Source organism: Flavonifractor sp. An91, from assembly GCF_002159225.1.
GTDB classification, from domain to species: Bacteria; Bacillota; Clostridia; order Oscillospirales; family Oscillospiraceae; genus Flavonifractor; species Flavonifractor avicola.
On the sequence record NZ_NFHA01000039.1, the window covers coordinates 1 to 23135 of the forward strand.

At 51.1% G+C, this 23135-nt stretch carries 27 protein-coding genes; all 27 read left to right on the forward strand.

What is annotated here, in order from left to right; all coding sequences use genetic code 11:
* The first annotated feature begins 27 nt into the window (after positions 1–27).
* The 27 genes from B5G42_RS15380 to dcm all read left to right on the forward strand — a co-directional run bounded on the left by B5G42_RS15380 (position 28) and on the right by dcm (position 23028).
* The gene (locus B5G42_RS15380; protein ID WP_242961246.1) at positions 28–4338 is read left to right on the forward strand and encodes an SNF2-related protein; all 4311 of its coding nucleotides are present in this window, start codon (positions 28–30) and stop codon (positions 4336–4338) included.
* 4 nt (positions 4339–4342) lie between these two features.
* Positions 4343–4549, forward strand: a complete 207-nt coding sequence (locus B5G42_RS15385) for a hypothetical protein (protein ID WP_087180008.1) — start codon at positions 4343–4345, stop codon at positions 4547–4549.
* Between the two features lie 67 nt (positions 4550–4616).
* Positions 4617–5660: a hypothetical protein gene (locus B5G42_RS15390; RefSeq protein WP_242961247.1), complete on the forward strand. Its 1044-nt coding sequence runs from the start codon at positions 4617–4619 to the stop codon at positions 5658–5660.
* A 154-nt stretch (positions 5661–5814) separates the two neighbouring features.
* Positions 5815–6708, forward strand: a complete 894-nt coding sequence (locus tag B5G42_RS15395) for a hypothetical protein (protein WP_087272202.1) — start codon at positions 5815–5817, stop codon at positions 6706–6708.
* On the forward strand, positions 6695–7282 hold the full coding sequence (locus B5G42_RS15400) for a hypothetical protein (protein WP_242961248.1): 588 nt from the start codon (positions 6695–6697) through the stop codon (positions 7280–7282). The genes B5G42_RS15395 and B5G42_RS15400 overlap by 14 nt, the downstream gene beginning before the upstream one ends.
* A complete protein-coding gene (locus tag B5G42_RS18790) occupies positions 7266–7856 on the forward strand; it encodes a DUF4314 domain-containing protein (RefSeq protein WP_058963986.1) in 591 nt (196 codons plus the stop codon). The genes B5G42_RS15400 and B5G42_RS18790 overlap by 17 nt, the downstream gene beginning before the upstream one ends.
* Positions 7857–7867: 11 nt before the next feature.
* The gene (locus B5G42_RS15410; protein ID WP_087272205.1) at positions 7868–8926 is read left to right on the forward strand and encodes a DUF3991 domain-containing protein; all 1059 of its coding nucleotides are present in this window, start codon (positions 7868–7870) and stop codon (positions 8924–8926) included.
* Positions 8927–8928: 2 nt separating this feature from the next.
* Positions 8929–9825 (forward strand): hypothetical protein, encoded by an 897-nt coding sequence (locus B5G42_RS15415; protein WP_087272208.1) that lies wholly within the window; start codon positions 8929–8931, stop codon positions 9823–9825.
* 352 nt (positions 9826–10177) lie between these two features.
* Entirely contained in the window at positions 10178–10660 is a 483-nt protein-coding gene (locus B5G42_RS15420) for a ribbon-helix-helix domain-containing protein (RefSeq protein WP_087272212.1), read from the forward strand.
* On the forward strand, positions 10641–11876 hold the full coding sequence (gene mobP3 / locus B5G42_RS15425) for a MobP3 family relaxase (RefSeq protein WP_242961249.1): 1236 nt from the start codon (positions 10641–10643) through the stop codon (positions 11874–11876). The genes B5G42_RS15420 and mobP3 overlap by 20 nt, the downstream gene beginning before the upstream one ends.
* A gap of 109 nt (positions 11877–11985) precedes the next feature.
* Positions 11986–13197 (forward strand): ATP-binding protein, encoded by a 1212-nt coding sequence (locus B5G42_RS15430; RefSeq protein WP_087272218.1) that lies wholly within the window; start codon positions 11986–11988, stop codon positions 13195–13197.
* Between the two features lie 207 nt (positions 13198–13404).
* Entirely contained in the window at positions 13405–13755 is a 351-nt protein-coding gene (locus B5G42_RS17990; protein ID WP_058963980.1) for a hypothetical protein, read from the forward strand.
* Entirely contained in the window at positions 13745–14428 is a 684-nt protein-coding gene (locus B5G42_RS15435) for a hypothetical protein (protein ID WP_071434875.1), read from the forward strand. Before B5G42_RS17990 ends, B5G42_RS15435 begins: the two co-directional genes overlap by 11 nt.
* A gap of 5 nt (positions 14429–14433) precedes the next feature.
* Positions 14434–14718: a hypothetical protein gene (locus B5G42_RS15440; RefSeq protein ID WP_087180016.1), complete on the forward strand. Its 285-nt coding sequence runs from the start codon at positions 14434–14436 to the stop codon at positions 14716–14718.
* Entirely contained in the window at positions 14711–15079 is a 369-nt protein-coding gene (locus tag B5G42_RS15445) for a hypothetical protein (protein ID WP_087272220.1), read from the forward strand. Before B5G42_RS15440 ends, B5G42_RS15445 begins: the two co-directional genes overlap by 8 nt.
* A 9-nt stretch (positions 15080–15088) precedes the next feature.
* On the forward strand, positions 15089–15703 hold the full coding sequence (locus B5G42_RS15450; protein WP_087272222.1) for a hypothetical protein: 615 nt from the start codon (positions 15089–15091) through the stop codon (positions 15701–15703).
* 110 nt (positions 15704–15813) lie between these two features.
* Positions 15814–16863 (forward strand): DUF4406 domain-containing protein, encoded by a 1050-nt coding sequence (locus B5G42_RS15455; protein ID WP_343286708.1) that lies wholly within the window; start codon positions 15814–15816, stop codon positions 16861–16863.
* Positions 16860–17309 (forward strand): TRAG family protein, encoded by a 450-nt coding sequence (locus B5G42_RS15460; RefSeq protein WP_087182911.1) that lies wholly within the window; start codon positions 16860–16862, stop codon positions 17307–17309. Before B5G42_RS15455 ends, B5G42_RS15460 begins: the two co-directional genes overlap by 4 nt.
* A 12-nt stretch (positions 17310–17321) precedes the next feature.
* Positions 17322–18887, forward strand: coding sequence for a VirD4-like conjugal transfer protein, CD1115 family (locus B5G42_RS15465; protein WP_087272229.1), 1566 nt, complete (start codon positions 17322–17324; stop codon positions 18885–18887).
* 17 nt (positions 18888–18904) lie between these two features.
* The gene (locus B5G42_RS15470; protein WP_025544406.1) at positions 18905–19267 is read left to right on the forward strand and encodes an Mbov_0395 family pilin-like conjugal transfer protein; all 363 of its coding nucleotides are present in this window, start codon (positions 18905–18907) and stop codon (positions 19265–19267) included.
* 77 nt (positions 19268–19344) lie between these two features.
* Positions 19345–19608: a DUF6133 family protein gene (locus B5G42_RS15475; protein ID WP_025544405.1), complete on the forward strand. Its 264-nt coding sequence runs from the start codon at positions 19345–19347 to the stop codon at positions 19606–19608.
* A 60-nt stretch (positions 19609–19668) separates the two neighbouring features.
* Positions 19669–19947 (forward strand): SpoVG family protein, encoded by a 279-nt coding sequence (locus B5G42_RS15480; protein ID WP_055180693.1) that lies wholly within the window; start codon positions 19669–19671, stop codon positions 19945–19947.
* A gap of 69 nt (positions 19948–20016) precedes the next feature.
* Entirely contained in the window at positions 20017–20853 is an 837-nt protein-coding gene (locus B5G42_RS15485) for a conjugal transfer protein TrbL family protein (RefSeq protein WP_025544403.1), read from the forward strand.
* Between the two features lie 11 nt (positions 20854–20864).
* A complete protein-coding gene (locus B5G42_RS15490) occupies positions 20865–21074 on the forward strand; it encodes a hypothetical protein (protein WP_025544402.1) in 210 nt (69 codons plus the stop codon).
* Between the two features lie 12 nt (positions 21075–21086).
* Positions 21087–21410: a hypothetical protein gene (locus B5G42_RS15495; RefSeq protein ID WP_087272233.1), complete on the forward strand. Its 324-nt coding sequence runs from the start codon at positions 21087–21089 to the stop codon at positions 21408–21410.
* Positions 21410–21892: a DUF3849 domain-containing protein gene (locus tag B5G42_RS15500; protein WP_087272236.1), complete on the forward strand. Its 483-nt coding sequence runs from the start codon at positions 21410–21412 to the stop codon at positions 21890–21892. The genes B5G42_RS15495 and B5G42_RS15500 overlap by 1 nt, the downstream gene beginning before the upstream one ends.
* An 8-nt stretch (positions 21893–21900) precedes the next feature.
* Positions 21901–23028, forward strand: a complete 1128-nt coding sequence (gene dcm / locus B5G42_RS15505) for a DNA cytosine methyltransferase (protein WP_242961250.1) — start codon at positions 21901–21903, stop codon at positions 23026–23028.
* The last annotated feature ends 107 nt before the right edge of the window (positions 23029–23135 follow it).

A 23135-nucleotide genomic window follows, 5' to 3' on the forward strand; every position in this document is an offset into this window, starting at 1 on the left:
ATTCTGGGCAATATCCCGTTCAACTCCGTGAAAATCTATGACCGGCGCTACAATGACCTGAACCCGTACATCCATGACTATTTCTTCATCAAGTCCCTGGACCTTGCAAAACCGGGCGGCATCATTGCCTTTATCACCAGCAAAGGAATTATGGATCGCAAGGACGAGAGCCTTCGAGAATATATCGCGCGGCGGGCAGAGTTCATCGGTGCTATTCGCCTACCCAACACAGCGTTCAAGGCTTTGGCGGGAACCGATGTAACAGCGGATGTTGTTTTCTTGAAAAAGAGAGCGCATCCCATAGAACTTGACCGCACGAATCTTCCGTCCTGGATTGAAACTGACCTGGACCGCAGTAAATGGATCGCCTATAACCGCTATTTCAAAGACAATCCCGAAATGCTCATGGGCGAGATGGTGAGCAGCCGGAATATGTACGGCAACGAAGATGGGACGGCCTGTATTGCCCCGGAAGATTTTGACCTGAACCAGCATCTTACCCAAGCGGTTGACTCCCTGTACGCCCGTTTCACAGCAGAGCCAGATGAAGAAATTGAGGCAGACGAACCGGAAGAAAGCAATACAGAGTATGAGGACGCTCCGGCCGGAACCAAAAACTTCACCTATGTTGTGCGGAATGGCGAGATCTTCTTCTGTGAAAAAGATAAGCTGATCCCGCAGCCTTACACTGGCATGAAGGCCGAAAGAATCAAGGGATTGTGCGAAATCCGTACTGCGCTGCTGGAGGTTATCAACATCCAGTCCCATGAGTATGACCCGGTTGATCTCCAGAAAGTACAGGACACACTCAATCAGGTATATGACCGCTTCGTTGCAAAGTATGGAGCCATCAACAGCAAAGGAAACATCCTCGCTTTTTCTGATGATGACCAATTCCCCTTGCTGCGCTCTATCGAGGATGAGCGGAAAGACAAGACCGGTTGGGATAAATCAGCGATCTTCACCAAAGCCACCATTCGTCCTTTCCGTCAGGTCAACCATGCAGACACCGCCGAGGACGCCCTTCAAATCTGCCTGAATCACAAGCTGCGGGTGGATCTGCCCTATATGTCCTTCCTGACAGGAAAAGCCCCACAGGAGTTGGTGCAAGAGCTGGATACTCGCATCTATCTCAATCCCCAGAAATACTACGGTAATCCGCTGGAAGGATGGGAACTTGCAGAAGAATATCTCAGTGGTCATGTGCGGGATAAACTGCTCTACGCACGTCAGAAGGCAGCGGAAGAACCGGAACTCTTTGCCCGGAATGTAGAGGCTTTGGAGGAAGTACAGCCGGAGCCGCTGACTCCTGCCGACATCGAAGTGAATATGGGTGCCATCTGGGTTCCCATTGAGTATTACCGCCAATTCATGTATGAAACCTTCCAGACCAGCGGATATGAAAAGGTCATCGAGGGCGGCGACAACCGGCACCGCATTGACATTGAGTATTTCTCCTATACCACGACCTGGCGTGTCACCAATAAAAATGCGGAACCGGATTCCGTAATGGTCAACCAGACTTTCGGAACCAAGCGGAAAAATGCTTATGAGATTTTTGAGGATTGCCTTAATATGCAGTCCACTACTGTCCGTGACCGGCAGGAATACATCAATGAAAAGGGCAACAAGTCGGTTAAATATGTAGTCAACGCACAGGAAACCATGATTGCCCGTGCCAAGCAGCAACAGATTCAGGAAGCATTTGCGTCCTGGGTTTGGAAAGAACCGGAGCGCCGGGATAGGCTTCTGCGTATCTACAATGAAACCTTCAACACAGTTCGCCCCCGTGAGTTTGATGGGAGCCATCTCGTATTTCCCGGCATGAACACGGAGATGAAGCTGCGGAAGCACCAGCTTGATTTTGCTGCCCGTGTCATCTATACCGGGACGGGGCTTGCCGCACATGAGGTAGGCGCCGGAAAGACCGCTGCTTTAATTGCCGCCGGGATGTACCTCAAGAACCTGGGAGCGATCCACAAGGCTGTGTTTGTGGTTCCCAATCCCCTGGTAGGCCAGTGGGCAACAGAGTTCTACCGCTTTTTCCCCAACGCAAACCTTTTGGTATCCACCGCAGAGGATTTTACCCCTAAAAACCGCAACCGCTACATTTCCAAGATCGCCACTGGAGAATATGACGCCGTAATTTTGGCACATAGCCAGTTTGAGAAAATCCCAATCTCCACAGAGCGGCAAATCGCTATGTTGGAACGGCAGATCAACGATATTGAAAATGCTATCTATGAGATCAAAAGCGAAAACGGCGAAAATTGGTCCGTCAAGCAGATGGTCATTTTCCGCAAGAATCTGGATGAACGGCTGAAAAAGCTGTCTGCCGAGGAAAAGAAAGACGATCTGCTGACCTTTGAGCAGCTGGGCGTAGATATGATGATGGTGGACGAGGCGCACTTTTTCAAAAACTGCTTTGTCTTTACAAAGCTGCGAAATGTGGCTGGTATTACAACCTCAAGCAGTCAACGCGCCTTTGATATGCTGCTCAAATGTCAGTATTTGCAGGAAACAAATCAGGGGCGCGGCGTAGTATTTGCGACTGGAACGCCAATCAGCAACTCGATTTCCGAACTGTTCGTCATGCAGCGGTATTTGCAGCCGCAGGAGTTGGAACGCTTTGGCTGGTCCTACTTCGACACCTGGATCGCTCATTTTGCCAAACGAACCTCTGTGCTGGAATTGAAGCCGGAGGGCGGCGGCTATCGGATGCGTGATCGCTTCGTCCGCTTCTACAATCTCCCTGAACTGATGGCGGTCTTTCGTGAGGTCGCTGACATCAAAACAGCGGATATGTTGGATATTCCCGGACTCCCGGCTGTTCGCACTGGTAAAGCGGAGATTGTTTCGGTGGAAGCTACCCCCGCACAGCAGGCAATTATGGCCGATTTTATCATGCGGGCAGAAGCAATCCGAACCGGCCGAGTGAAACCGGAAGAAGATAATATGCTGAAGCTGACCGGTGAGGCTCGCCTGATGGCGATTGACCCGCGCCTGATTCGACCGGATGCGGATGGTACAGGAAGCAAGTTGAGTGTCTGCATTGAGGATGTTTATCAGGTTTGGAAGGACACCGCCGCCTCTGCTTCCACGCAGCTTGTCTTTTGTGATGTTGGCACTCCCAAAGCCGGGAAATTCAATGTATATGATGAAATAAGAAATGTGCTGCTGGCAAAGGGTGTGCCGGAATCGGAGATAGCCTTTGTTCACGACGCCACTTCTGAAGCACAGCGGCAGGAGCTGTTTGAGCGTACCCGTCAAGGAAAAGTCCGTATCCTGATCGGCAGCACCAGCAAGCTGGGAACCGGCGTGAATGTTCAGAATAAGGTAATCTCCATTGACCATCTGGACTGTCCGTGGAAACCCTCTGACATTACACAGCGAAATGGGCGTGGGGTACGGCAGGGCAACGAAAACCCGGAAATTATGATAAAGCAATTCGTGGCAAAAGGGACATTTGATGCGTATCTCTGGCAGATTCAGGAGCAGAAATTGCGGTATATCACGCAGATTCTTACCGGGAAACACATCGCCCGCTCTTGTGAGGATGTGGATGAAACCGTTCTGTCTGCCGCCCAGTTCAAGGCGGCGGCTACCGATAATCCGATGGTTGCACAGAAGATGGAACTGGAAAACCGGGTCACGGAATTGAAAATCCTGCGGGGTGCGTGGAGTAACGAGCAGCTTTCTTTGGAGCGCAAAATCAGCACTATTTATCCTGGGCAGATAAAGCGGTATGAAAAGGAAATCGACCAGATCGGTGAGGATATTAAACTGCTGAACCAATCGGCCGGCAGCGACTTTTCGATTGTCCTGGATGGCAAACGCTATACAGAACGGTCAGAGGCCGGAGAAGCCTTCGGGCTGCTCTATCGCATGATAAAGGAAGGCGCAAAGGACGATTCGGAAGAATTTGAGATTGGTGCTTATCGCAGTTTCCCGTTGTATCTGTCGGTTGGGTATGTTTCACGATTGGTTTTGAGATATAACCACCACTACACAACGGAGGTTGGAACTTCCGCTTTAGGTGCTATCACCCGCATTGAACACCTTGCCGAACGGATTCCCGGCTATCTTAAAGAGGCCCAGCGTGAGTTAGAGGAAGTGCAAAAACAACTGGCGGTTGCTCAACAACAGGTTGGACAGCCGTTTATTTATGAGGATGAGTTGTCGGAAAAGGTTGCCCAACTCACAGAAATCAATACCAAGTTGGAGTTTGAGTCATTACAGGAAAGCGAGGTGATTTTGGATGAAAACGGACAACGATCTGATGGCGAGGAAGATTGGGATTCTGAAAGAGTTCCTTCCTGCGCTTCTGCCGAAGTATAAGATCATGCTGCTGGAGGCATTCAGCCCCCATGATCTTCTCACGGCGTATATCAAAAACACACTGTCGGGCTACCCCCGTCTGGAAGATCAGAACCTGGACGACCTGACGGTGGAACTGCTGTACCCCACTGACGAGGCGGCGGAACACTGTATCAAAGAGTTCCTTGCTCTGCGCCTGGACGATGACAACGAGCATGAGCTGGAGCAGTGATGTGAGGTGGTGATATATGGGCGAGAAACATTCGGCTGTCGGCTATCTCTTTCGAGAAGGTGCTTTTTTGCCAGCCCAAGAAACAAAGCCGGTCCGCAATGAGTTTGGCCTGGACCTGTTTCAGCATAGAGGCTCCGTTTATGAGGGAAAAACCGGACTGCAATTCTGTTCTCTCCAGCAGGCGGAGGACTTGGCCGGTTTCGTTGAGAAGCATGGCGGTATTGAAAAAGTCCAAAAGCTGATTGCAGACAGTTTGGAGCGCACCGGTCTTTCTCCCCGCTATACCCGACCGGATGAAAAGAAAAAGGACATCTTTCCGCCAAAGGAAAAAGACGAGAACCGGGTTTTTGCCAAAGACCTGATGGGCAACAAGCACTACTACTACCGCTTCTACAACGAAAATGGCATTGAACTCTACACAATGGAGAAGAAACGGGAGTTCTTCCAAACGGTTTATATTCCATGTGACGGGTTTATGGTGGGCATTGACCAGCGGCACCGGCTTGAAGAAGTTCTGAAATGGCTGCCCACGCTGGAGCATGGCATCCGGGGTGAGATCGAGAGGGTTTTCAATCAGAGTATGGAAGCCCCGGACCGGTGGGCTGATCTGGGATTTGCAAATCTGCTTGGACGGTATGAAGAAGCAAAAGCCCACAATGCCCCCATTGCTGCGGAACGGCAGCGGCAAGCTGATGAAAGGCGGGCGCAGCAAGAAGTCCGTGAACAACAGTTGGCACAAGAACGACAGGCCCGTTACGATTCCGCCATTCGTGAGGCCGAAGGAGATATTATGGCGGGAAAGGAGGTGATAAACCGGGAGATCAACGGTAAATCTCTCATTATGCAGCTCTTTCGGGAGCATGAAATTCCTGTTCCTCTCAAAACACAGGGCTGGATCATCAATTCGCTTCACAGCATCCGGTATGAACCCCAAAACGGAGAATGGCACTATCGTTACTTCAAAGGCAGCCGGGACAGCACCAAAATGTTTGACCTGCTTTCCAAACTGTCCGCTGCGATTCAGACCCGACAGCAGTTTGAAGAACACGGGGCATCCCCGCCGGACACCCCTGTGCTGGACTGTGAGGAAGAACAGGAGATGGAACTGTAAATCTGGTTTTTGAAAGGAGCCAATATGAAAAAAGCAATTTTGAGCGTATCCGCTGCCGCCGCCATGATTGGCGGCCTTTTCTATTTTGGCTGGTATCGCAACCGCCACGGCGCCAACTAAGCAAACCGACCTGTCTGGAAGGAGGTGAAACGATATGCCGATGACAGCGACAATGGCGCCCTACACTCTTTTCATCCTGGATGATGATACCCCTATGAACCCTCGTGAGGATCACGACTGCCTGGGGAAAATGGTCTGCTGGCACAGCAGATACAGCCTGGGCGAGAAGCACGATTATGACGAGCCAAGCGATTTCCTGCGAAGCCTGCTGTTTTCTGAATACTCCAGCGGCCACAACCGTAACAATCCGGTTTTCGCGTTCCTCAAATCCGGCAAGGCAAAGGATGCCCGCCTGGAATACAACCGCTCCACGCGGGAGTGGGAATTGCGGGAGAATCAGCACTGGAGTTCAGACAGCGATTGGTATGTGTCCTCCAGCTATGCGGCCTCGTTGAAAGATGAAGTCCCGGACTGGTTTTTGGATGATTGCCTTTCTGCCCTCACCACCGGCGAACTGTTTTCGCTGGTAGAACAAATGGATGGCATGGTGATTCTTCCGCTTTACCTGTACGATCACAGCGGGATCACCATGAACACCTGCGGCTTTTCTTGCCCGTGGGATTCCGGTCAGGTTGGCTGGATCTACGCAGATAAAGCGATGATCGAGCAGGAACACGGGAAAATCACCCCTGAAATATTGGAGAAGGTTCGTCAAACCCTGGAAGCCGAAGTCAAGGAGTACGATTACTACCTGACCAACCAGTGCTATGGATTCCAGCTTTTCAAGGAAGATGTGGAGGTGGATAGCTGCTGGGGATTCCTGGGGGAAATCCGGGATGTTCAGGATGCTGTAAAGGAGCATCTGCCGGAGGATTGCAACCCGGCAATCGTTGAATCGCTCCAATTTCAGTATGAGGAACTGGACATCGACGAGTATTTGGAGCGATTGCAGGAAGAAACGGAGGGATTAGACTGTGAGCCTGGATAACACAGTGAATGTTTTCATCCTGTATGGCTGCACCTTGAGCAAGGAGCGAAGTTCCATGCGAATCGTGGCCGCCACTACGGATGAAGAAATGCTGCATACCATCATTGGCGCCCAAATCCTCGGCGGCACAATGGACTACCGGGGCTTCAGCAATATGAAGGGCTTTGAACAGTTCCGGGCGGCCTGTCGTGCCGGTGATGTTCAGTATAGCAATCTGGACTATGGCTTTGTGGAGCAGACGGAAAATCTGATGCTCCCGGACTGTGCAAAGGAGCCGCAGTTTGAGAAAGCATATCGGCTGCTGAACCTGTCCGACCATGAGTTCAATGCCATCCGCAATGGTTCTCTGGAGAGCCTGGGCGAAGATCGCACCCGTTTGATTCTGGATAAGGCGCTGTCATGGGCGGCACAGAACTATGCCGGATGGGACTTATACCGCCATTTGAGAGATGAACTCGGCATGAGCAACGAGGAAATCGGAAAAGCCGGATTTGACCTGAATGAGTTCTATGAGGTCGAAGCGGCGGACTCTGCGGAGTATGAAGTGGAGGCTGACTATGGCGAAGAACTTTAATTCTTCTGCTCTGCCGGAACATTGCTATGCAGTTCTTCCCGGTTCCGGGCAGCTCATAGAGGTCAGGCGCGGCGAAAAGGGCTACTATCCCTGTGCCTACTCCACCAGCGACCGTGAGTATAACAAGGTTCTGGCAAATTACTTCAATGCCCATGAGGGCATTTCAAAGGCACAGGCGGCAGCTATGTTGGCCGGTTCCATGTTTGGCTGGAATGTTCCTGCTGCCGATCCTGCCTGTTACGATGCAGAGGGCATCCCGATCCAACCGGGAGAAAAGAAAGCGCCCACCAGATCGCCGGAATATCAGTACGAGCAGGCAAAGCTCATCCGGCAGAACTACCAGCCTGGAACCAAGGTTGTTCTGGATGAAAAGATGGAAGATCCCTACCGTGAAATGCCTGCGGGACTGACCGGCATCGTAGATTCCGTTGACGATCTGGGGCAAATTCATTGCCATTGGGAGAATGGTTCTTCGCTGGCGCTTATTCCGGGCGTTGACCATTTTCATCAGGATATGACTCAGGAGCCTGTGATTGAGAGCAGCGAAGAACAGGAGCCTGATTTGGAATTGTGAGGTGATGTGATATGAGCAGAAGCGCCGCTGCGTATCAGAAATTTACCGAGGATGAGATTCGGAAAGCAAACAGCGTGGATATTCTGTCCCTGGCCCGTGGCTATGGATATGAGCCGGAAAAGGCAGGCCGCAAAGCTGTCCACATGAAGCACAGCGGCGGGCTTTACATCTTCCCCGAAAACAATCGCTTTTTCCAATGGACGGGTCCTGATGATGGAGTCAAAGGCGGCGCCATTGATTTTGTCATGCGGGAAGAAAACCTGTCCTTCCCCGAAGCGGTGGGCAAGCTGATCGGCAAGGAGTTCTCTCCATCCGTAAAGCAGGTGGTTCCCTATGAGAAAAAAGAACGGGAGCCGCTGGTGCTACCCGAAAAGGCAGACAACATGAAGCGGGCCTATTGGTATCTGGTTTCTGTCCGAGGTATCAGCCCTAAAATCGTAAGCCACTTTATGAATCGGAAGATGATTTATCAGGAAAAGAAGTATGGCAACTGCGTGTTTGTAGGCTACGATGCGGAAGGAACCGCCCGGTACTGCTCCATGCGGGCGGCCAGAGATAACAGCTCCTTCAAAATGGATGCGACCGGCTCTGATAAAAGCTACCCCTTCTTCCACGAGGGCAAAACCGATCTGCTGATTGTCACCGAGGCGCCCATCGACCTGATGAGCCATGCTTCTATTGCCGCTGACTTTTATGGGCGTGACTGGATGCAAGATCACCGTATCTCTACCGGCTGCCTTTGGAATGGAGCCATTGACCGTTATCTGGAAGCCCATCCGCAGATCAAGCGGCTGGTGTTTGCAGTGGACAATGACTATCTGGCCCGTGACAAGAATGGGCAACTGCGAAATTGGGGGCAGCTTACAGCGGCAAAATGGATGAAGGCATACACCGAAAAGGGATATGCCTGCGCGGTTCATGTGCCGCATTTGAATGACTTTAACACCGACCTGGTGGAAATGCGGAAGGGGCGTTCTGTGGAGGATTTAGACCGTCAGCGCATGGCGGAGCTGGAAACCGCATTTGAACAGAGCGCCGAGGAAGAACCGGAACAAGGTATGGAGGTGTAAAATTGACAAAAATCAAAACCTTTGAATTGGATCGCTGGAGTGAGCCGGATGAAAAGCGGCGTGTCCGGCACATCGGCATGGCCGACGCAAAAGAAACCTTTGACAGACTGCAAACGCACCTGGAACTGAAAGGTCTGCTCCCGGATGAGTATTTCCTGTTCTCCGATGAACTGACGGGCGAGCTGCCTGAATTTGACCAGGCGCTCTGTATTCCCAATTTTGGGGCCAGCGAAGGTATCTATCTGGACATTTCCCTGGCCTGCCGCGACAAAGTCGGCAAGCGCTATTTTCAAAACTTTGCTACCGGCAAGACATTGGGAGAAACTGCGGACGACTATTACAGGATGTTCCGCATTGCTGCCGAATGTTCCCTGATGCTCAATGGCCGTGGAAATACCTATGAACAGAAAAAAGTGGACATCGTTCTGACCGAGCAAGAAGCGGAGGCCGTGGGAACTGTGGTGGATATGGAACTCTGCGGCCACCATCCGCCGGAGGCCGAGGCCATTTTGAACTCTGCGCTGGAGAAGATCGACCGGATCGCCTTTGCAAAAGTCCAGACTATTACCTGTCATGGGAAAGACGATTACTCTCTCTGGTCTGCGGAGATTCCCAAAGATATGCTGCACTCCATCCTGCACGAAGCCCGCGAACGGGTTGGAACCCTGGATGAACTGATGGACGCAATGAACCCGAAGGACGGGTATGAAATGCGGCTGTTCATTCAGACACCGGGACGGCAGTTTGCGTTCTACCGTATCCCTGAACGGCTCTCCAATCTGGAGGACTTCGCCAATGAGGGCTGCTCTGTCCGAGGAACAAAGGACGAAATCATGGCGGAGATTTTTACCGAGTGGGCGCCCGCCCAAGAAGATCTGGAAGATGACTTTGAACTGTGACAGCCCGCACTTTTCTTTTCATCTGTATCTGCCCGCCCCCCCTGCGGGGGCGCCCCGCAACCGGAATCCGCAGGCCACGCCCTGCGGTTCTCGGTTAAGGCAGGAATAGCCGTCATACCTGACGGCGGGCTGACAGCTTGAAAGCCGTGCTTTCAACGGGGTTTTGAGGATTTCAAAGAGTATGATTTTTTGATTCTGGTGTGATTTTTGTCATACCGCACTTTGTATCCGTTCTACCCACCGATTCTAACCATCCTCTGCGTTAGAATGGTTAGAATGGTTAGAATGTGAAAAGCATTTTGTCAGAGCGCCGGATGAACCGGCGCCTTTTCTGCTGGAAGGGAGGATTGATTTGAAGGAATCGCCCATAAAAACAGAGCGCAAGACGCTCCATCTGCCGGAGGATACCATTCGGGCGCTCAATAAGCTGGCGGCCAGGAACGGGACGGACTTTTCCAAAGAAGTGCGCAGGGCGATTGACGAATATCTGGATTTGGAAACCACCGCCGAAAATATTGACATGATAAACGGGGTCATCCGGCAGGAACTCAGCGGGCAGCTCAAAGCCCTGGGAAATCGGTTGGCCGGACTGATAAACCGCCTGACGATCATATCGGCTGCGGGCTATTATGCCAACATTGCCATTATCGCAGACCTTATTGACCAAGATCGCTATTCGTCTTTTGAAAAAATTGAGTCGGCGGCCCGAAAGCGGGCATTGGCATTTGCCAATCAGAAAAACGCGGATGCGTTGCGTACTTTCATGGATGACGAGGAAATGCAGAAAGCCATCTATGCCGTACAAGGAGGGTCCCGTGTCGATTCTGATTTATAAGCAGCGCCACCGGCACCCCAATTATAAGAAAACTCCAAAAGGCAACTATGCACATATTGGTTACATTGCAACTCGTCCCGGTGCCGTGAAGAATGAGGGGATGCGCCACGGGCTGTTTGGCAAACTGGAGTCGGGGGCGGTCAAAGAGTTTGACACTTGGCAGGAAGCCGCCCGCCTAGTTCGGGAGCTGTCCTATCGCCGTGTCAATATGTATCGGGGAATTATTTCCTTTTCGCCGGAAACGGCTGCCGAATTGGGGCTGTCCGATCACAAAGCGTGGGAGGACTATATTGACCGCCACATTTTGACCCTTGCAAAGTTCAATGGAATCAGGGTGCAGGATTTGCAATGGGTGGCCGCCCACCATAACGAAAAAGGTCATCCTCACATCCATGTGGTGTTCTGGAATAAACATCAGCGAACAATGGTCCCTTTTGTCCACCCAAGCATCCCGGATAAAATCCGTAAGCAGCTCATTCGGGATACCTTTGCCGAGCGCATCAAGGCATATTGCGAGGACAAACAGCAGGCCAAGGAACACCTGTCGGCCATCACAGACGAAATGATCGACGAGTTTGAGAAGTATATGGAACAGCTTCACCCGCAGGAATATCGCCGCCTACGTGAAGCGTTTGGGCGAATCACGGATGATGAACTGGGGACTTCCCCTTTGGACAGCGTTGTTGGTGCAATGAAGATTGCCCCCTTTCTCTCACGCCTGTTCGCGCTGAAGGAGAAAATGCCGAAAAAGGGACGGCTGTATTACAAATTGCTGCCAGAGGATGTGAAGGTCGAAGTGGATGCCTTTGTTGCCTTCCTGAAAGAAAACAACGAGTACATCCGCAATCTGGTTCAGGACTATGTGGAGAGCAAAACCCGCCTTGCCATGCTCTATGACACCGACCCGACCCACATCAAAGAACAGCAGGAAAAGGCTGTGGCAGAGGCCGATAAGCTGATCGCCAATAAAATTCTCGATATGATCCGCACCATGCTGTGCAAAGACCGTGAGGTCCAGTCTTTTGAATATACAGAGGCCCGGAAAGCCTACTTCACCGAACAGATGATTTGCGAAATTCTAATAGCGCTGGAGCAGGCTGCTATGAGTTTTGACATGGAATACGACGACCGGCAAAAGGCCATGAGTACCGAACTGTCAAAGGCGGCCCGAAAAGAGTGGTATCTGCGGCATAAGGACAAGGGGGTGGAACCATAGCAATCCGCAAATAAATGTATTGTCGAAAAGTTTTGCGATTATAAACCGCAAAACTGATTGACCACCTGTGCGTTTTGCGGTATAATAATAGCGAATGGAGGTGGTCACGATGATTGAAAGACCGTTATATGTGGATAAGATTATGGCCTATGTAGATACTCCTTTTGTTAAAATCCTTACAGGGGTGCGCCGCTGCGGAAAATCTACCATACTGAAAATGATTATGGAAAGGCTGAAAACGGAACGAAACATCCCGGAAGATCGCATTATAAGCTGTCGTTTTGATTCTATGGAATATGAGGATATGACGGCAAAGCAGATCTACACGCTATTGAAGGATCAGCTTTCCTCCACAGGAAGGACCTATCTGTTTCTGGACGAGGTTCAGGAAATCAAAGGCTGGGAAAAGGTCGTAAACTCGCTGGCATCCGATTTTGATGTTGACTTGTATATTACAGGCTCCAACTCCAGAATGATGTCCTCTGAAATAGCGACCTATCTTACTGGCCGATACATTTCCTTCCGCATTTTTACCCTGTCTTTTGGCGAATATCTGATGTTCAAAAGCAAATTCGCCAATGTTGGGGAGCCGAAATCAGAACTTGCCAATTATGTTCGCCTGGGAGGATTTCCGGCAACGCATTTGCAGGCGTATTCTCAGGATGAAATCTACACGATTGTCCGGGATATATACAATTCCACGATCTTCTCGGATATTGTAAAGCGAAATCAGGTTCGGAAGATCGACCAGTTGGAGCGTGTCGTAAAATACACATTCAATAATGTCGGCAACACCTTTTCCGCCAAGTCCATTGCAGATTACCTGAAAGCAGAACGGCGATCCCTCGACAACGAAACGGTTTACAGCTATTTGGAAAAGCTGGAAAAGGCATATCTGCTTCACCGCTGTTCCAGATATGATTTGCAGGGGAAGGAAATCCTGAAAACGCAGGAAAAATTCTATCTGGCCGATGTTGCCTTGCGATACAGTGTTCTCGGCTATAACGCAGACAGCGTTGCTTCCAGCCTTGAAAATATCGTATATTTGGAACTCTGCCGACGGGGATATACTGTCAATGTGGGGAAAACCGGAGATAGCGAGATTGATTTTGTAGCAGTCAGACAAAACGAAAAAATCTATGTTCAGGTGACGCAGGAGATCAACTCGGAAAAGACAGAAAAGAGAGAATATAGCCGCCTGCTTGAAATACCGGATAATTACCCCAAATTTGTTCTCACAACAGACGAATTTGCCGGTGGGAACTATGAGGGAATCAAGACAATGCACATAGCGGATTTCCTGCTCAGTGCGGAGTATTGACATCGAACACCAGATGAAACTCAATGAAAATCTACTGTCTGCCGGAAAAAGTCCCTTGAAAAAGTTGTGACTTTGGAAGAAAAGTCCCTTGAAAAAATTGATATTGCCATACAGAAAGCAGTCCTGCGGGGCTGCTTTTTCTATTTTCAGAAGATTTTTTGAAAAGCAAAAAAGTGACCGGCCACCCGGTTCCAGAAAGGAGAAAGGATGATAGAAGCGAACACTTCCTATAAGCAAAATGGTGTGCCGGTGTCGATTCCGAGCGGTTCGTATGGCATTGCCCCTTTGACGGTTCACCAATATGAATACCCCAAAGGACACCCCTGCCATAACTGCCCTTATACCCTGCGCACCTCTGTCCCGTCCTGTATGTTCCCTGAACGAAGGGACGGCGGCTGTCTATGGTACGATCTGAAAAAACAGCGGCGCCCTCCGCTGCCTGCGGTTTACCCCAAAAATCAGGCGGCGGCAGAGCGCATTTTTGCTTTCGTTGAAGTTCTCAAAGATGTAATGAAGCGAAAAGGTTATCAGGAAAGGAGGAAACCGATTGCGAAATAAAACCGATTTTTACAGGCTGTTCTTTGAACAGCTTGCCCGGCGCGGCTTTGATGTGAAGCGGTCCCAATCTTCCGATTACATCGCTGATATTTATTTCAAGAACCAGCTTGTGGCCTATTTCTCCAAAGCCGATACGGTGATCCAGAACCCCTTTGTCACAGTCAAGGACAAACTCATTCGCCTTATCAACGATACGGCCCAGGACACGGCGAACAAAGCGGGTATCTGCCGCGACTGTCCTTATACTGACGCCAATGAGAAACTTCCCAATGGCTCTTATAAGCTGGCAGAATACAATGGCGTGACTCTCGCCTGCAAGGAGCATCATCTGTTTGGCTATGTGTTCTCCACCTACCGCACCGCCCCGGATTCCGGCGAAATGATGGCCCGCCAGATTTTTTACAACAAGGAATTTGCAGGACAGGATTTCGCCAAACGGAGCGGTTTGGTGGATGAACGTGCGCTGTTCACCGAAGAAGAACTCCGGGTCCTTCATGCGGGCTTGGTTAAGATGAGCATACTCGATCAGGATGTTTCCAACGAGGCCCGTGAATCTGTGGAACGGATTCTTGACAAAATCGAGGACATTATCCCGGAGCTGCGGGAGCAGGAAATGGAGTTTGACTTTGATATGGAGTTCGGCCAGCAGGAAGAAATGGAGATTGGAGGATAGCAAGAATGAGCAGCAAGAGAAATCAGACCATCGCTATCGCCCGTTTCCTGATGTATAAATACGGGCTGAACCAGCAGCTTGAGGGCATGACGGACGAAGAATACCTGGCGCATCCTATTGGCTTGGATGTGGGGCAATATGTAGCTGACCTGATGAAATACTGCCCGGAGCATATCGTCGATCAGGTCATGGAACATCAGGATGCTCTTTTGCGGCGCCTGGGTACGGATTATCTCACCGTCATAGCCTATATGCCTTATGAGGAAGATGGAGGGACAAAGTATGCGTGATGGACGCCCGAATCCTGATATTTGGGGAAATATCATCACCTGCGGGGAGATCGCCGTGGGCATTTACGAGATCGTCGGCACAAAGAAGCGCGGGCTGGAAGTGCCGAAGGCCCTTGCCGAAGAAATCCTGCCGGAATCTGTGATGGAACAGGCTGCACAGGACGGTGAGAACCTTTGTTTTACCGACCCGGTTTCCAACGCCATCGTTGCGGACACCCTGCTGGAACAGGAACTTGTTACTGATCCGCAGGCGGCGGCTCGTCTGGACGCAATCCGGCAGCTTGATGATGTGACCTATGATACGGCCTTTGAACCGCCTGTTTCAGACTATGAGCTAGACGGGCTGGACTTGGAAAGATAGGAGTTTACAATGAAAATCCTGGATTTCGACCTGGAAGGAAGTCACTTCATCATCGAAGCAGACATTTCGCCGCGCCAAGAGGCGGATGATGATATGGAGTGTCAATGGCTCCGGTACGACTTTGATAACACGCAGGTTTATAAGGAAACGGACGGCGCAGTTTCGCCGTTCCAAATTACAGCCGTTGCCTGGGCTGGCTACCAACTGACTGCCGATCATGCGTTGAAAGATGTGATCGGACGCATTTCCCGCAATGAAACCGGTAAGCTGACCGTTCATTATGTCTGTCCAGAGCTTCAAGAGTTTTTTGATGAACTCAAAAAATATCCGGCAATCAGCGGGGAACGAACTATTCCGTATTTCATTTTTCACGGCGGCGATATTGCAAAACTGGCGTATGCGACCAATGAGTTTCTGTATTACGAGGACAGTAACTATATGCCGCTGATGTTCCGTACCGTTGACGGCACGCTTGTTTCCGACAATGAATTTGCCGATATGGGGCTGTATGAATCCGAGGAAAATGTTGAGAACGGCACAGAACATATTTTGCCGTTCACAGATTACGGTTCCGATGTGGAAAGCACCTGTGATTTAGAGGACGAGGAAGATCTGGAAATTTGAAACTCAGAGGTTTGCGGGCTATGTTCCGTCGCCGGTGGGCAGTTTTCATCGACTTTTGCACCATCCATCTGCTGGGTGGATGGGCTTAATTTGGAAAGGTAGGTGTTACTTTGAGGCTGGTCTATATTTCTTCCCCATTGCGGGGAGATATGGAAAAGAACATGGAAAAGGCAAAGGACTACTGTGCTTATGCAGCATCCTGCGGCGTGATTCCCTTGGCGCCGCATACGATTTTCACGCAATATCTGAATGACGCAGTGCCGGAGCAGCGGGAACAGGGCTTACGAATGGGTCACGAACTGCTGGAGCGCTGCGATGAACTCTGGGTAATGGGCGACACCATCTCTCAGGGAATGAAGGACGAAATTGGCCTGGCTACTTTTTTACAACTCCCGATTCTCTATGTATCCGATGATATGGTGAAGAATCAGAAAATGATCCGCCAGTCGGATCGCCCTCTGGACATAAATGACTGCATCCCCGACAGTAGCCAGTACAACTACGAAAATCAATTTTTGGTTCTCAAGCCTGGGGTGAGCAGCAAGGGCAAGGACATGACTGCCGACGACTCCATCTGGTATGCCCGTAACGGTTTTGGATGTATTTATGGAGCCAGAGGTCAGGCCGTGTATGCGGAAAGCCTGTTGACCGGCAAATACATTCATTGGGAACGACATGACTTCTGTGGCATCGTCAAGCCGGAAAGCTTGAAAGAATGGCTTCTGGATAAGCCGGTCAGGAATGAGGCTGCCGAAGAACTCACCAAGTTTGTCACCCCTGAACTTATAAGCGCAGCCAAGCAAAACCATACTGCTTGCGGCTATCCTTTTCTAATCGGGTATGCCCCTGCGGAGGGCGGTCTGCATGAAGCGTTCTGCCTGGACCCCGATCCGGTCAATCTTGCCTCTTTTATTGTGAAGATGGGGAAAGAGCGCGGCGACCTGATGATCTGTACCCCGCTGGATACCCCGTTTCTGAATACCGTTGGTATGTTCACTGACCAATGCGTAGATTTTGATTTTTTACAAGATCATCTGCTGCCGGTTCTGATTCCCATGCAGATGGGCAAAACGGAGCCGCAGGAAATCAAGCTGACCGAGGATCAGGATAACGAAGCGTTTCTGGATGATTTCGCTGTTGAGGATGATATGGAATTATGAAAACAAAGCCTAAATTGATGGTTTGTGCGCTGATCTTCGTTTCCGGCGCGATTCTCAACCTGTTTTTCTCAACAGCGGTTCACGGTCTGCTGACAAGAGAGATCACCCGGCTTTCACTTCTCCCCATCGGGGACTGCCTTGCCAGCCTATTTTCCAACCGCCAGCACATGATGTTGTATCTGTGTCTGCAAGGGTTTGTAAGTGTGTTGGCGGTTATGTTCTTCCTGACCAACATGAGGCCGTATGAATCAGACCTGGACACGATCACCCCGGAAATTCAGACACCCAGAGCCGTGGGCCAATACCAGCATGGTTCAGCCCGGTGGATGACCGATTCCGAGAAAGACAAAGCATTTGACAGCTACATTCTTGACCCGCACGACCCGACGATCCGGCAGCTCTTAGAAACCGGATACGATGGTTTGGACTTTCTCAAAGAAAAATAAGGAGGCGATAAATTGAAGTTGAACCTTCATCCCAAAGGTATTCCCAAGCTGGAGCCTTTGGGAACGGGTACTCCGCTGAAAAAAGGCGGCGTGGTGGTAGGTATGCGAAAGGAGGGCGATAAAGAAAAAATCTATTTTGTCGGTGATGACTGCCACCTGCTCTGTGTCGGCGCGACACGTTCAGGAAAGTCAAGATGTCTGGTTCTGGAAAGTATCTGTCTTTTGGGACTCGCCGGAGAATCCATCTTCTGCTCCGACCCCAAAGCCGAATTGTTCCACTACACCGCTGATTTCCTGAAAAAGTTGGGTTATGAGGTTTTGGTGCTGGACTTCAAGAACCCCGAAAAGAGTATGCGCTACAATCTGCTCCAGCCCATCATTGACGCCATCAGTGAGGGAGACACCGACCGTGCAGAAATGCTGGCCTGGGACTTGACGAACAATCTGGTTGGTAAGCCGGAGGGCGAAAAGATTTGGACAAACGGTGAATGTTCCATCATAGCGGCTGCCATTCTTTGCGTGGTGTGCGACAACCAAAAACGACCGGAATTTCAGAACATGACCAATGTGTATTGGTTCATTTCGGAAATGTGCCGTACCATCGGAAATAAGATGCCGCTGTTGGAGTATGTCAAGAAGCTCTCTCCATCCCACCCGGCACGGGCGCTTCTGTCCATTTCCGATGTGGCGCCGTCCCGTACCAGAGGCAGCTTCTACACCTCTGCCCTGACCACCTTGCGGCTGTTCACCTCGAAGTCCATCTACGCTATCACCCATACCAGCGATTTTACCCTTGCAGATATGGGCAGTAAAAAGCAGGCGTTGTTTGTAATCCTGCCCGACGAGAAAACCACCTTTTATCCCATTGCTTCTCTCATTGTGTCGCAGCAATATGAGCTTCTGGCGGAGGCGGCAGACAGGCGCGGCGGGCGTTTGGAACGCCGTGTCAACTTCATCCTTGACGAGTATGGCAACTTTACTCCCATCAGCGACATGACAAACAAGCTGACCGTGGCGGCTGGCCGTGGGATGCGATATGCCCTGTTTGTGCAGGGCTTTGACCAACTGAAAGAAAAGTACAGCGACAATATCGCCAACACGATCAAGGGCAACTGTCAGGTTTGGGCGTACCTGCAAAGCGATGACCCGGAAACGCTGCGGGAGATGTCCGATAAACTCGGCAGCTATACCACATCCAGTTACCAGCTTTCGGCCAGCAACGGAAAATACACAACCCCGTCTAACTCCCAGAGCGTCAGCCTGACCGAGAGAAAGTTGCTCAATACGGATGAGGTCCGGCGAGTCAAGCGTCCCCATCAAATCATCACCAGCCGCGACCACCCCGCTATGATGTATGCGCCCGACCTTTCTCAGTGGATGTTCAACAAGATGTTGGGGTTGGGAGATATGGAGCATAACCGCAGGCTGCGGGAAGAACGGGAACAGAAACGGCCAATCATCACCGACACGAAGCAAGAAATCGCATTGTGGAACATCTGGATTTACTACCAGAAGGACATCATGCGCCGCCTTTCGCAGCAAAAGGGCGCTATGGGCGGTGGCCTTGATGATGATTAACTCATAGGAGGTTTTGAATGAAAGAGAAAATCAACCAGACGGCGGGCAGGCTGAAACAAACTGTCCGGGCGGTGGGTGTTGGTATTGCCACACTTACCGCCTCTTTTTTTATGTCCGCACCGGCTTATGCCGCTGGTGTGCAGGACAGTCAGATTGTCAAGGGAACCGAGAAACTGGTCGGTGATGTGACAACCTGGCTGATGGTGCTGGCGCCGGTGGTAGCCGGTCTGCTTATCATCTATTTCTGCATCCGGCGCGGCATGGCTGACGAGATGGATCAGAAAAAGTGGAACAACCGCATTGTGGTGGCGGTGGTGTCCTGCATTGGCGCCGTACTCGGTTCCGCCACCCTGAACCTGATTCTCGGCTACTACCAGTAAGCCGGGATACATTCCGTAGTACAGGCGATTTCCGCGCCTTACTAAATAAATCATTTTATTAACAGGAGGAAAAAACTATGGCTAACTTCATCCGCAACACTCAGGTTAAGGCTATGACTTCTATCTGGACTGCCAAGCAGAAGGCCCGTGAGCTGGCTGACCGCACGGCGGAGGCGCTGACCGACCGCACCGGTCAGGGTACGCTGGATGTGGCGATTACTGTGCTGATCTCCATTGTCCTGGGCGCCCTGATCCTGGCCGGTCTGTACCTGATCGTGGACGACACCGTGCTGCCCACCATCACCCAGCGCATCAAGGATATGTTCAACTACGGCGGCTGATTGGAACAAACAGCGGCGGGGCCATCGGCCCCGCCCTAATTTTTGACAGGAGGTTTTTCAATGGAGTTCAAAGCGGAAATCAAAAAGACTTTTACCGGTCCCGACAAGCTGCGGGCGGTGTGCAGCGTGGTCCTGGATGACTGCTTTCTGGTGAAGAATGTGCGGGTCGTCGAGGGCGAAAAGGGGCTGTTTGTGTCCCTGCCCAGCCGCCGGAATGTCAAGGGCGAGTGGGTGGAGCATTGCTTCCCCATGACGAAGGAACTGCGGGCAAAGCTCTCCGCCGCTGTACTGGAAGCGTATGAGGCCGCCGTACAGAACGAAGAAGCTGCCGTGTCCTGATTGCCCGCCATATTCCAATCCCTATTGGGGGCGGCCGAGCGCCGCCCCCAGAAAGGAGGTGGTTGCTGATTGGAATATATCTTAGTGCTGCTGATCGTGGCCCTGCTGAATGGAGCAATCGCCTATATTGATGGGCTGATGGAAGGGATTATCCCTCTTACCCTGTACGCAGAGCAGTATATGTCCACTTTGGCCGGGGTCGATTTGTTTCAGTCCTTGTTCGACATTGTATTCGGCTTTGGCGTGTCCCTGATTGTGCTGAAGTTCCTGAAAAAAGGCTTTGAAACCTATGTTCTGTGGTCAGACGGGGACGCCGACGAGGAGCCTATTGCCATTCTCACAAACTTTTTCAAGGCTATGGCTGTGGCAATCTGCTTTCCCACCATGTATGACTGGCTTGCCACGATTGTAGAAGAAATGAGCAATAAAATGCTGGAGGCCATCGGCCTTGCCACCGCTTACGATTGGGCAGGCTGGGTATCCGGCATTTCATCAATGGGGCTTGTGACAGCCATCTTTGGCTTGGTATTTGTCATCGTCTATTTCATCCTATATTTCCAATTCCTGATGCGCGGGCTTGAAATCCTGATTTTGCGAGTAGGTATTCCGTTGGCCTGCGTAGGTCTGATTGACAATGACAAAGGCGTGTTCAAGCCCTACATGAGTAAGTTCTTCCAGTCTGCGCTCTCTGTGGTAATTCAGGTTTCTCTTGCGAAATTGGGGGTTGGCCTGATGATGAATATGCACATTTTCTGGGGCGTGGCCTGTATGATTCTTGCGGTGCGGACACCGAAGTTCCTTCAGGACTTCCTCATTACGACCGGTGGCGGTGGCGGCGGCGCCATTGTCAACAACGCATACCATTCTGTACGGCTGGTGCAGATGGTCAAGGGCATGGGAAAGTGAGGTGATGGCTGATGGTGACAATGGACGATATTTCAAATGCCATCATCCTGCTTGTGCGCGTTGGTGCGGTAGCCCGTTTCGTCTACTGCCTGGTGCGCTTGACCGCAGCCGAGGAACAGGCGGCGCAGTATAAAAAGCGCGCCCGTAACACAGTGATCTTCTACATCATCGCAGAATCCATCTGGCAAATCAAAGATCTGATTCTGTACTACTATTCCTGACAGGAGGTGCAAATGGACGAAGATTTGAAACTCTACATCCCTCTGGGCGTGAAGCCGGAGGCCGAACTGTTTACTGGCTTTGGGAAAAAACAGCTTTTTCAATCCATTGTGGGGTCCCTGGTGATGGGCGGCATAGCGGCGCTGGCCTGGCTCTTTACCGGGAATGTGACAACCACCGTTATCCTGGCTCTGGCCGGTATCTTTGGCTCTGTGATGATGACGACCAAAGACCAGAGCAATTTGTCCGTGGTGGATCAGGTGCAGAACTTGGTCCGATTTTTGCGCGGGCAGAAAATTTACCCGTATCGCTACGGGGATGAATGGGGGCTTGAGTGATGTACGCAACCATTCCAGTCTACTACCCCTCGCTGGAGGAAGCCGCCCGAAGGGATGAAGCGGCTCTCTGGTGTGACAGCTACAACATCAATATGTCCTGCCGCAACTTCATTCAGGATAAGGCCATGACTGCCTTTAATACCCGTGAACTGGATGCCTTTATCGAAGAATTGGTGCGCTGTTATGGAATAGAACGGGCGATGTATGTGCTGTCCCGCACCATCCAGTTTTCCGACTGGGACGCACGGTTCGATCAGGCCGTGCTTGACCGGGCAGGCAAAACGGACTTCCCCGACACAAAAGAGCCGAGGGAAGCGCATCAGGTTGACCCGACCACCCGATATGTCACGGAGGTTGATCCGTGCGTTGTAAACGCCGTCTTTGTGAAGCTGATGGAGCTTGAGGACGAACAGGAAAAAACTGATTACATGGATGAGATCGAGCAGAATGGGCTTGACGAGGATATGACGGCAGAACTGTGAGGCTGCCGATGGAGCAGATGACATTTCTGGATTTCTTCGCAGGCATCGGCGGTTTCCGCAAGGGCTTTGAACTATGCGGAATGCGCTGTGTGGGGCATTGTGAGATTGATAAGTATGCCGACCGCAGTTACAGAGCCATTCACGATGTAAAGGAGGATGAATGGTATGCAGCCGACATCACAAAAGTTGCCCCCGCAGATCTCCCCAGAGCAGACCTGTGGGCAGCAGGATTTCCGTGTCAGGATATTTCGGTCGCTGGCCGCCAGCGAGGGCTTGACGGAGCAAGAAGTGGACTCTTTTTTACACTTGCTGGGCTTATCAAAGGCCAAAGTCCTGAAAATCGACCCACATGGATTGTCCTTGAAAATGTTAAGAATCTCTTATCCATTCATGGAGGATGGGACTTTGCGACCGTTCTCGATACGCTGGCCTCACTCGGCTATCATATCGAATACGGACTGCTCAATACAAAATATTTCGGCCCCCCTCAAAATCGAGAGCGAGTGTTCATTGTCGCTTGCCGACATCCTGGAGCCGGACGCAGACCCCAAATATTTCCTGTCCCCGCAGGCAGTGGCAAAACTCTTATCCAACTCATAGGCGGTATGCAGGGGCAGCGCGTTTACGACCCGGCAGGCATCAGCGTAACAATGGCTGCACAGTCTGGTGGCTGGGGAGGAAAGACCGGTCTGTATTTCGTTGACCTTTGCAATGGTAATCCCAAGCTGACCGATCACGCCCGCTGCATCAAGGCCAAGTATAACAGCGGCATTACCAACCGTGGCGGGGACAATTCCGGTGTTCTGGTTTCCCCCGCAGGGATGGACAAGGATGCGGTTCTGTCCTTTGTGGACATTTGCACCGGGAAGGCGAAACTCACCAGAGAAGCCCGTTGCATCCTCTCCGCCTATAACCGCACCATCAGTAATTGGGGCGGCAGTTCCGGGGTGTTCTATGGTTGCCGTGCTGTCGTGACCCCAGATCGGGAAGAAAAACGGCAAAACGGACGGAGAATCAAGAACTGCGGGGAGCCGTCTTTCACCGTTACGGCGCAGGATCGGCATGGAGTGCTATTTCAAGACTGCGATGAGTGTCCCTACGGGATGCAGATTCGAGAAGCGACAAAGAAAGATTAACTATTAAAAGTCAAGCCCCAAAATGAATGGTGGTGGTGAAAAAGGATAGCTCAAAAAAGGTATAGCAAAGCTAAGGTCTTGTCAGGCCTCTGCTGGCTATTTAAGTA

Excerpts from the sequence above, each read along its gene's own strand:
- B5G42_RS15385 (WP_087180008.1), top strand. The coding sequence starts at position 4,343 with ATGCTGCTGGAGGCATTCAGCCCCCATGATCTTCTCACGGCGTATATC.
- B5G42_RS15395 (WP_087272202.1), top strand. The coding sequence starts at position 5,815 with ATGCCGATGACAGCGACAATGGCGCCCTACACTCTTTTCATCCTGGAT.
- B5G42_RS18790 (WP_058963986.1), top strand. The coding sequence starts at position 7,266 with ATGGCGAAGAACTTTAATTCTTCTGCTCTGCCGGAACATTGCTATGCA.
- B5G42_RS15410 (WP_087272205.1), top strand. The coding sequence starts at position 7,868 with ATGAGCAGAAGCGCCGCTGCGTATCAGAAATTTACCGAGGATGAGATT.
- B5G42_RS15430 (WP_087272218.1), top strand. The coding sequence starts at position 11,986 with ATGATTGAAAGACCGTTATATGTGGATAAGATTATGGCCTATGTAGAT.
- B5G42_RS17990 (WP_058963980.1), top strand. The coding sequence starts at position 13,405 with ATGATAGAAGCGAACACTTCCTATAAGCAAAATGGTGTGCCGGTGTCG.
- B5G42_RS15440 (WP_087180016.1), top strand. The coding sequence starts at position 14,434 with ATGAGCAGCAAGAGAAATCAGACCATCGCTATCGCCCGTTTCCTGATG.
- B5G42_RS15445 (WP_087272220.1), top strand. The coding sequence starts at position 14,711 with ATGCGTGATGGACGCCCGAATCCTGATATTTGGGGAAATATCATCACC.
- B5G42_RS15450 (WP_087272222.1), top strand. The coding sequence starts at position 15,089 with ATGAAAATCCTGGATTTCGACCTGGAAGGAAGTCACTTCATCATCGAA.
- B5G42_RS15460 (WP_087182911.1), top strand. The coding sequence starts at position 16,860 with ATGAAAACAAAGCCTAAATTGATGGTTTGTGCGCTGATCTTCGTTTCC.
- B5G42_RS15470 (WP_025544406.1), top strand. The coding sequence starts at position 18,905 with ATGAAAGAGAAAATCAACCAGACGGCGGGCAGGCTGAAACAAACTGTC.
- B5G42_RS15475 (WP_025544405.1), top strand. The coding sequence starts at position 19,345 with ATGGCTAACTTCATCCGCAACACTCAGGTTAAGGCTATGACTTCTATC.
- B5G42_RS15480 (WP_055180693.1), top strand. The coding sequence starts at position 19,669 with ATGGAGTTCAAAGCGGAAATCAAAAAGACTTTTACCGGTCCCGACAAG.
- B5G42_RS15490 (WP_025544402.1), top strand. The coding sequence starts at position 20,865 with ATGGTGACAATGGACGATATTTCAAATGCCATCATCCTGCTTGTGCGC.
- B5G42_RS15495 (WP_087272233.1), top strand. The coding sequence starts at position 21,087 with ATGGACGAAGATTTGAAACTCTACATCCCTCTGGGCGTGAAGCCGGAG.
- B5G42_RS15500 (WP_087272236.1), top strand. The coding sequence starts at position 21,410 with ATGTACGCAACCATTCCAGTCTACTACCCCTCGCTGGAGGAAGCCGCC.
- dcm (WP_242961250.1), top strand. The coding sequence starts at position 21,901 with ATGGAGCAGATGACATTTCTGGATTTCTTCGCAGGCATCGGCGGTTTC.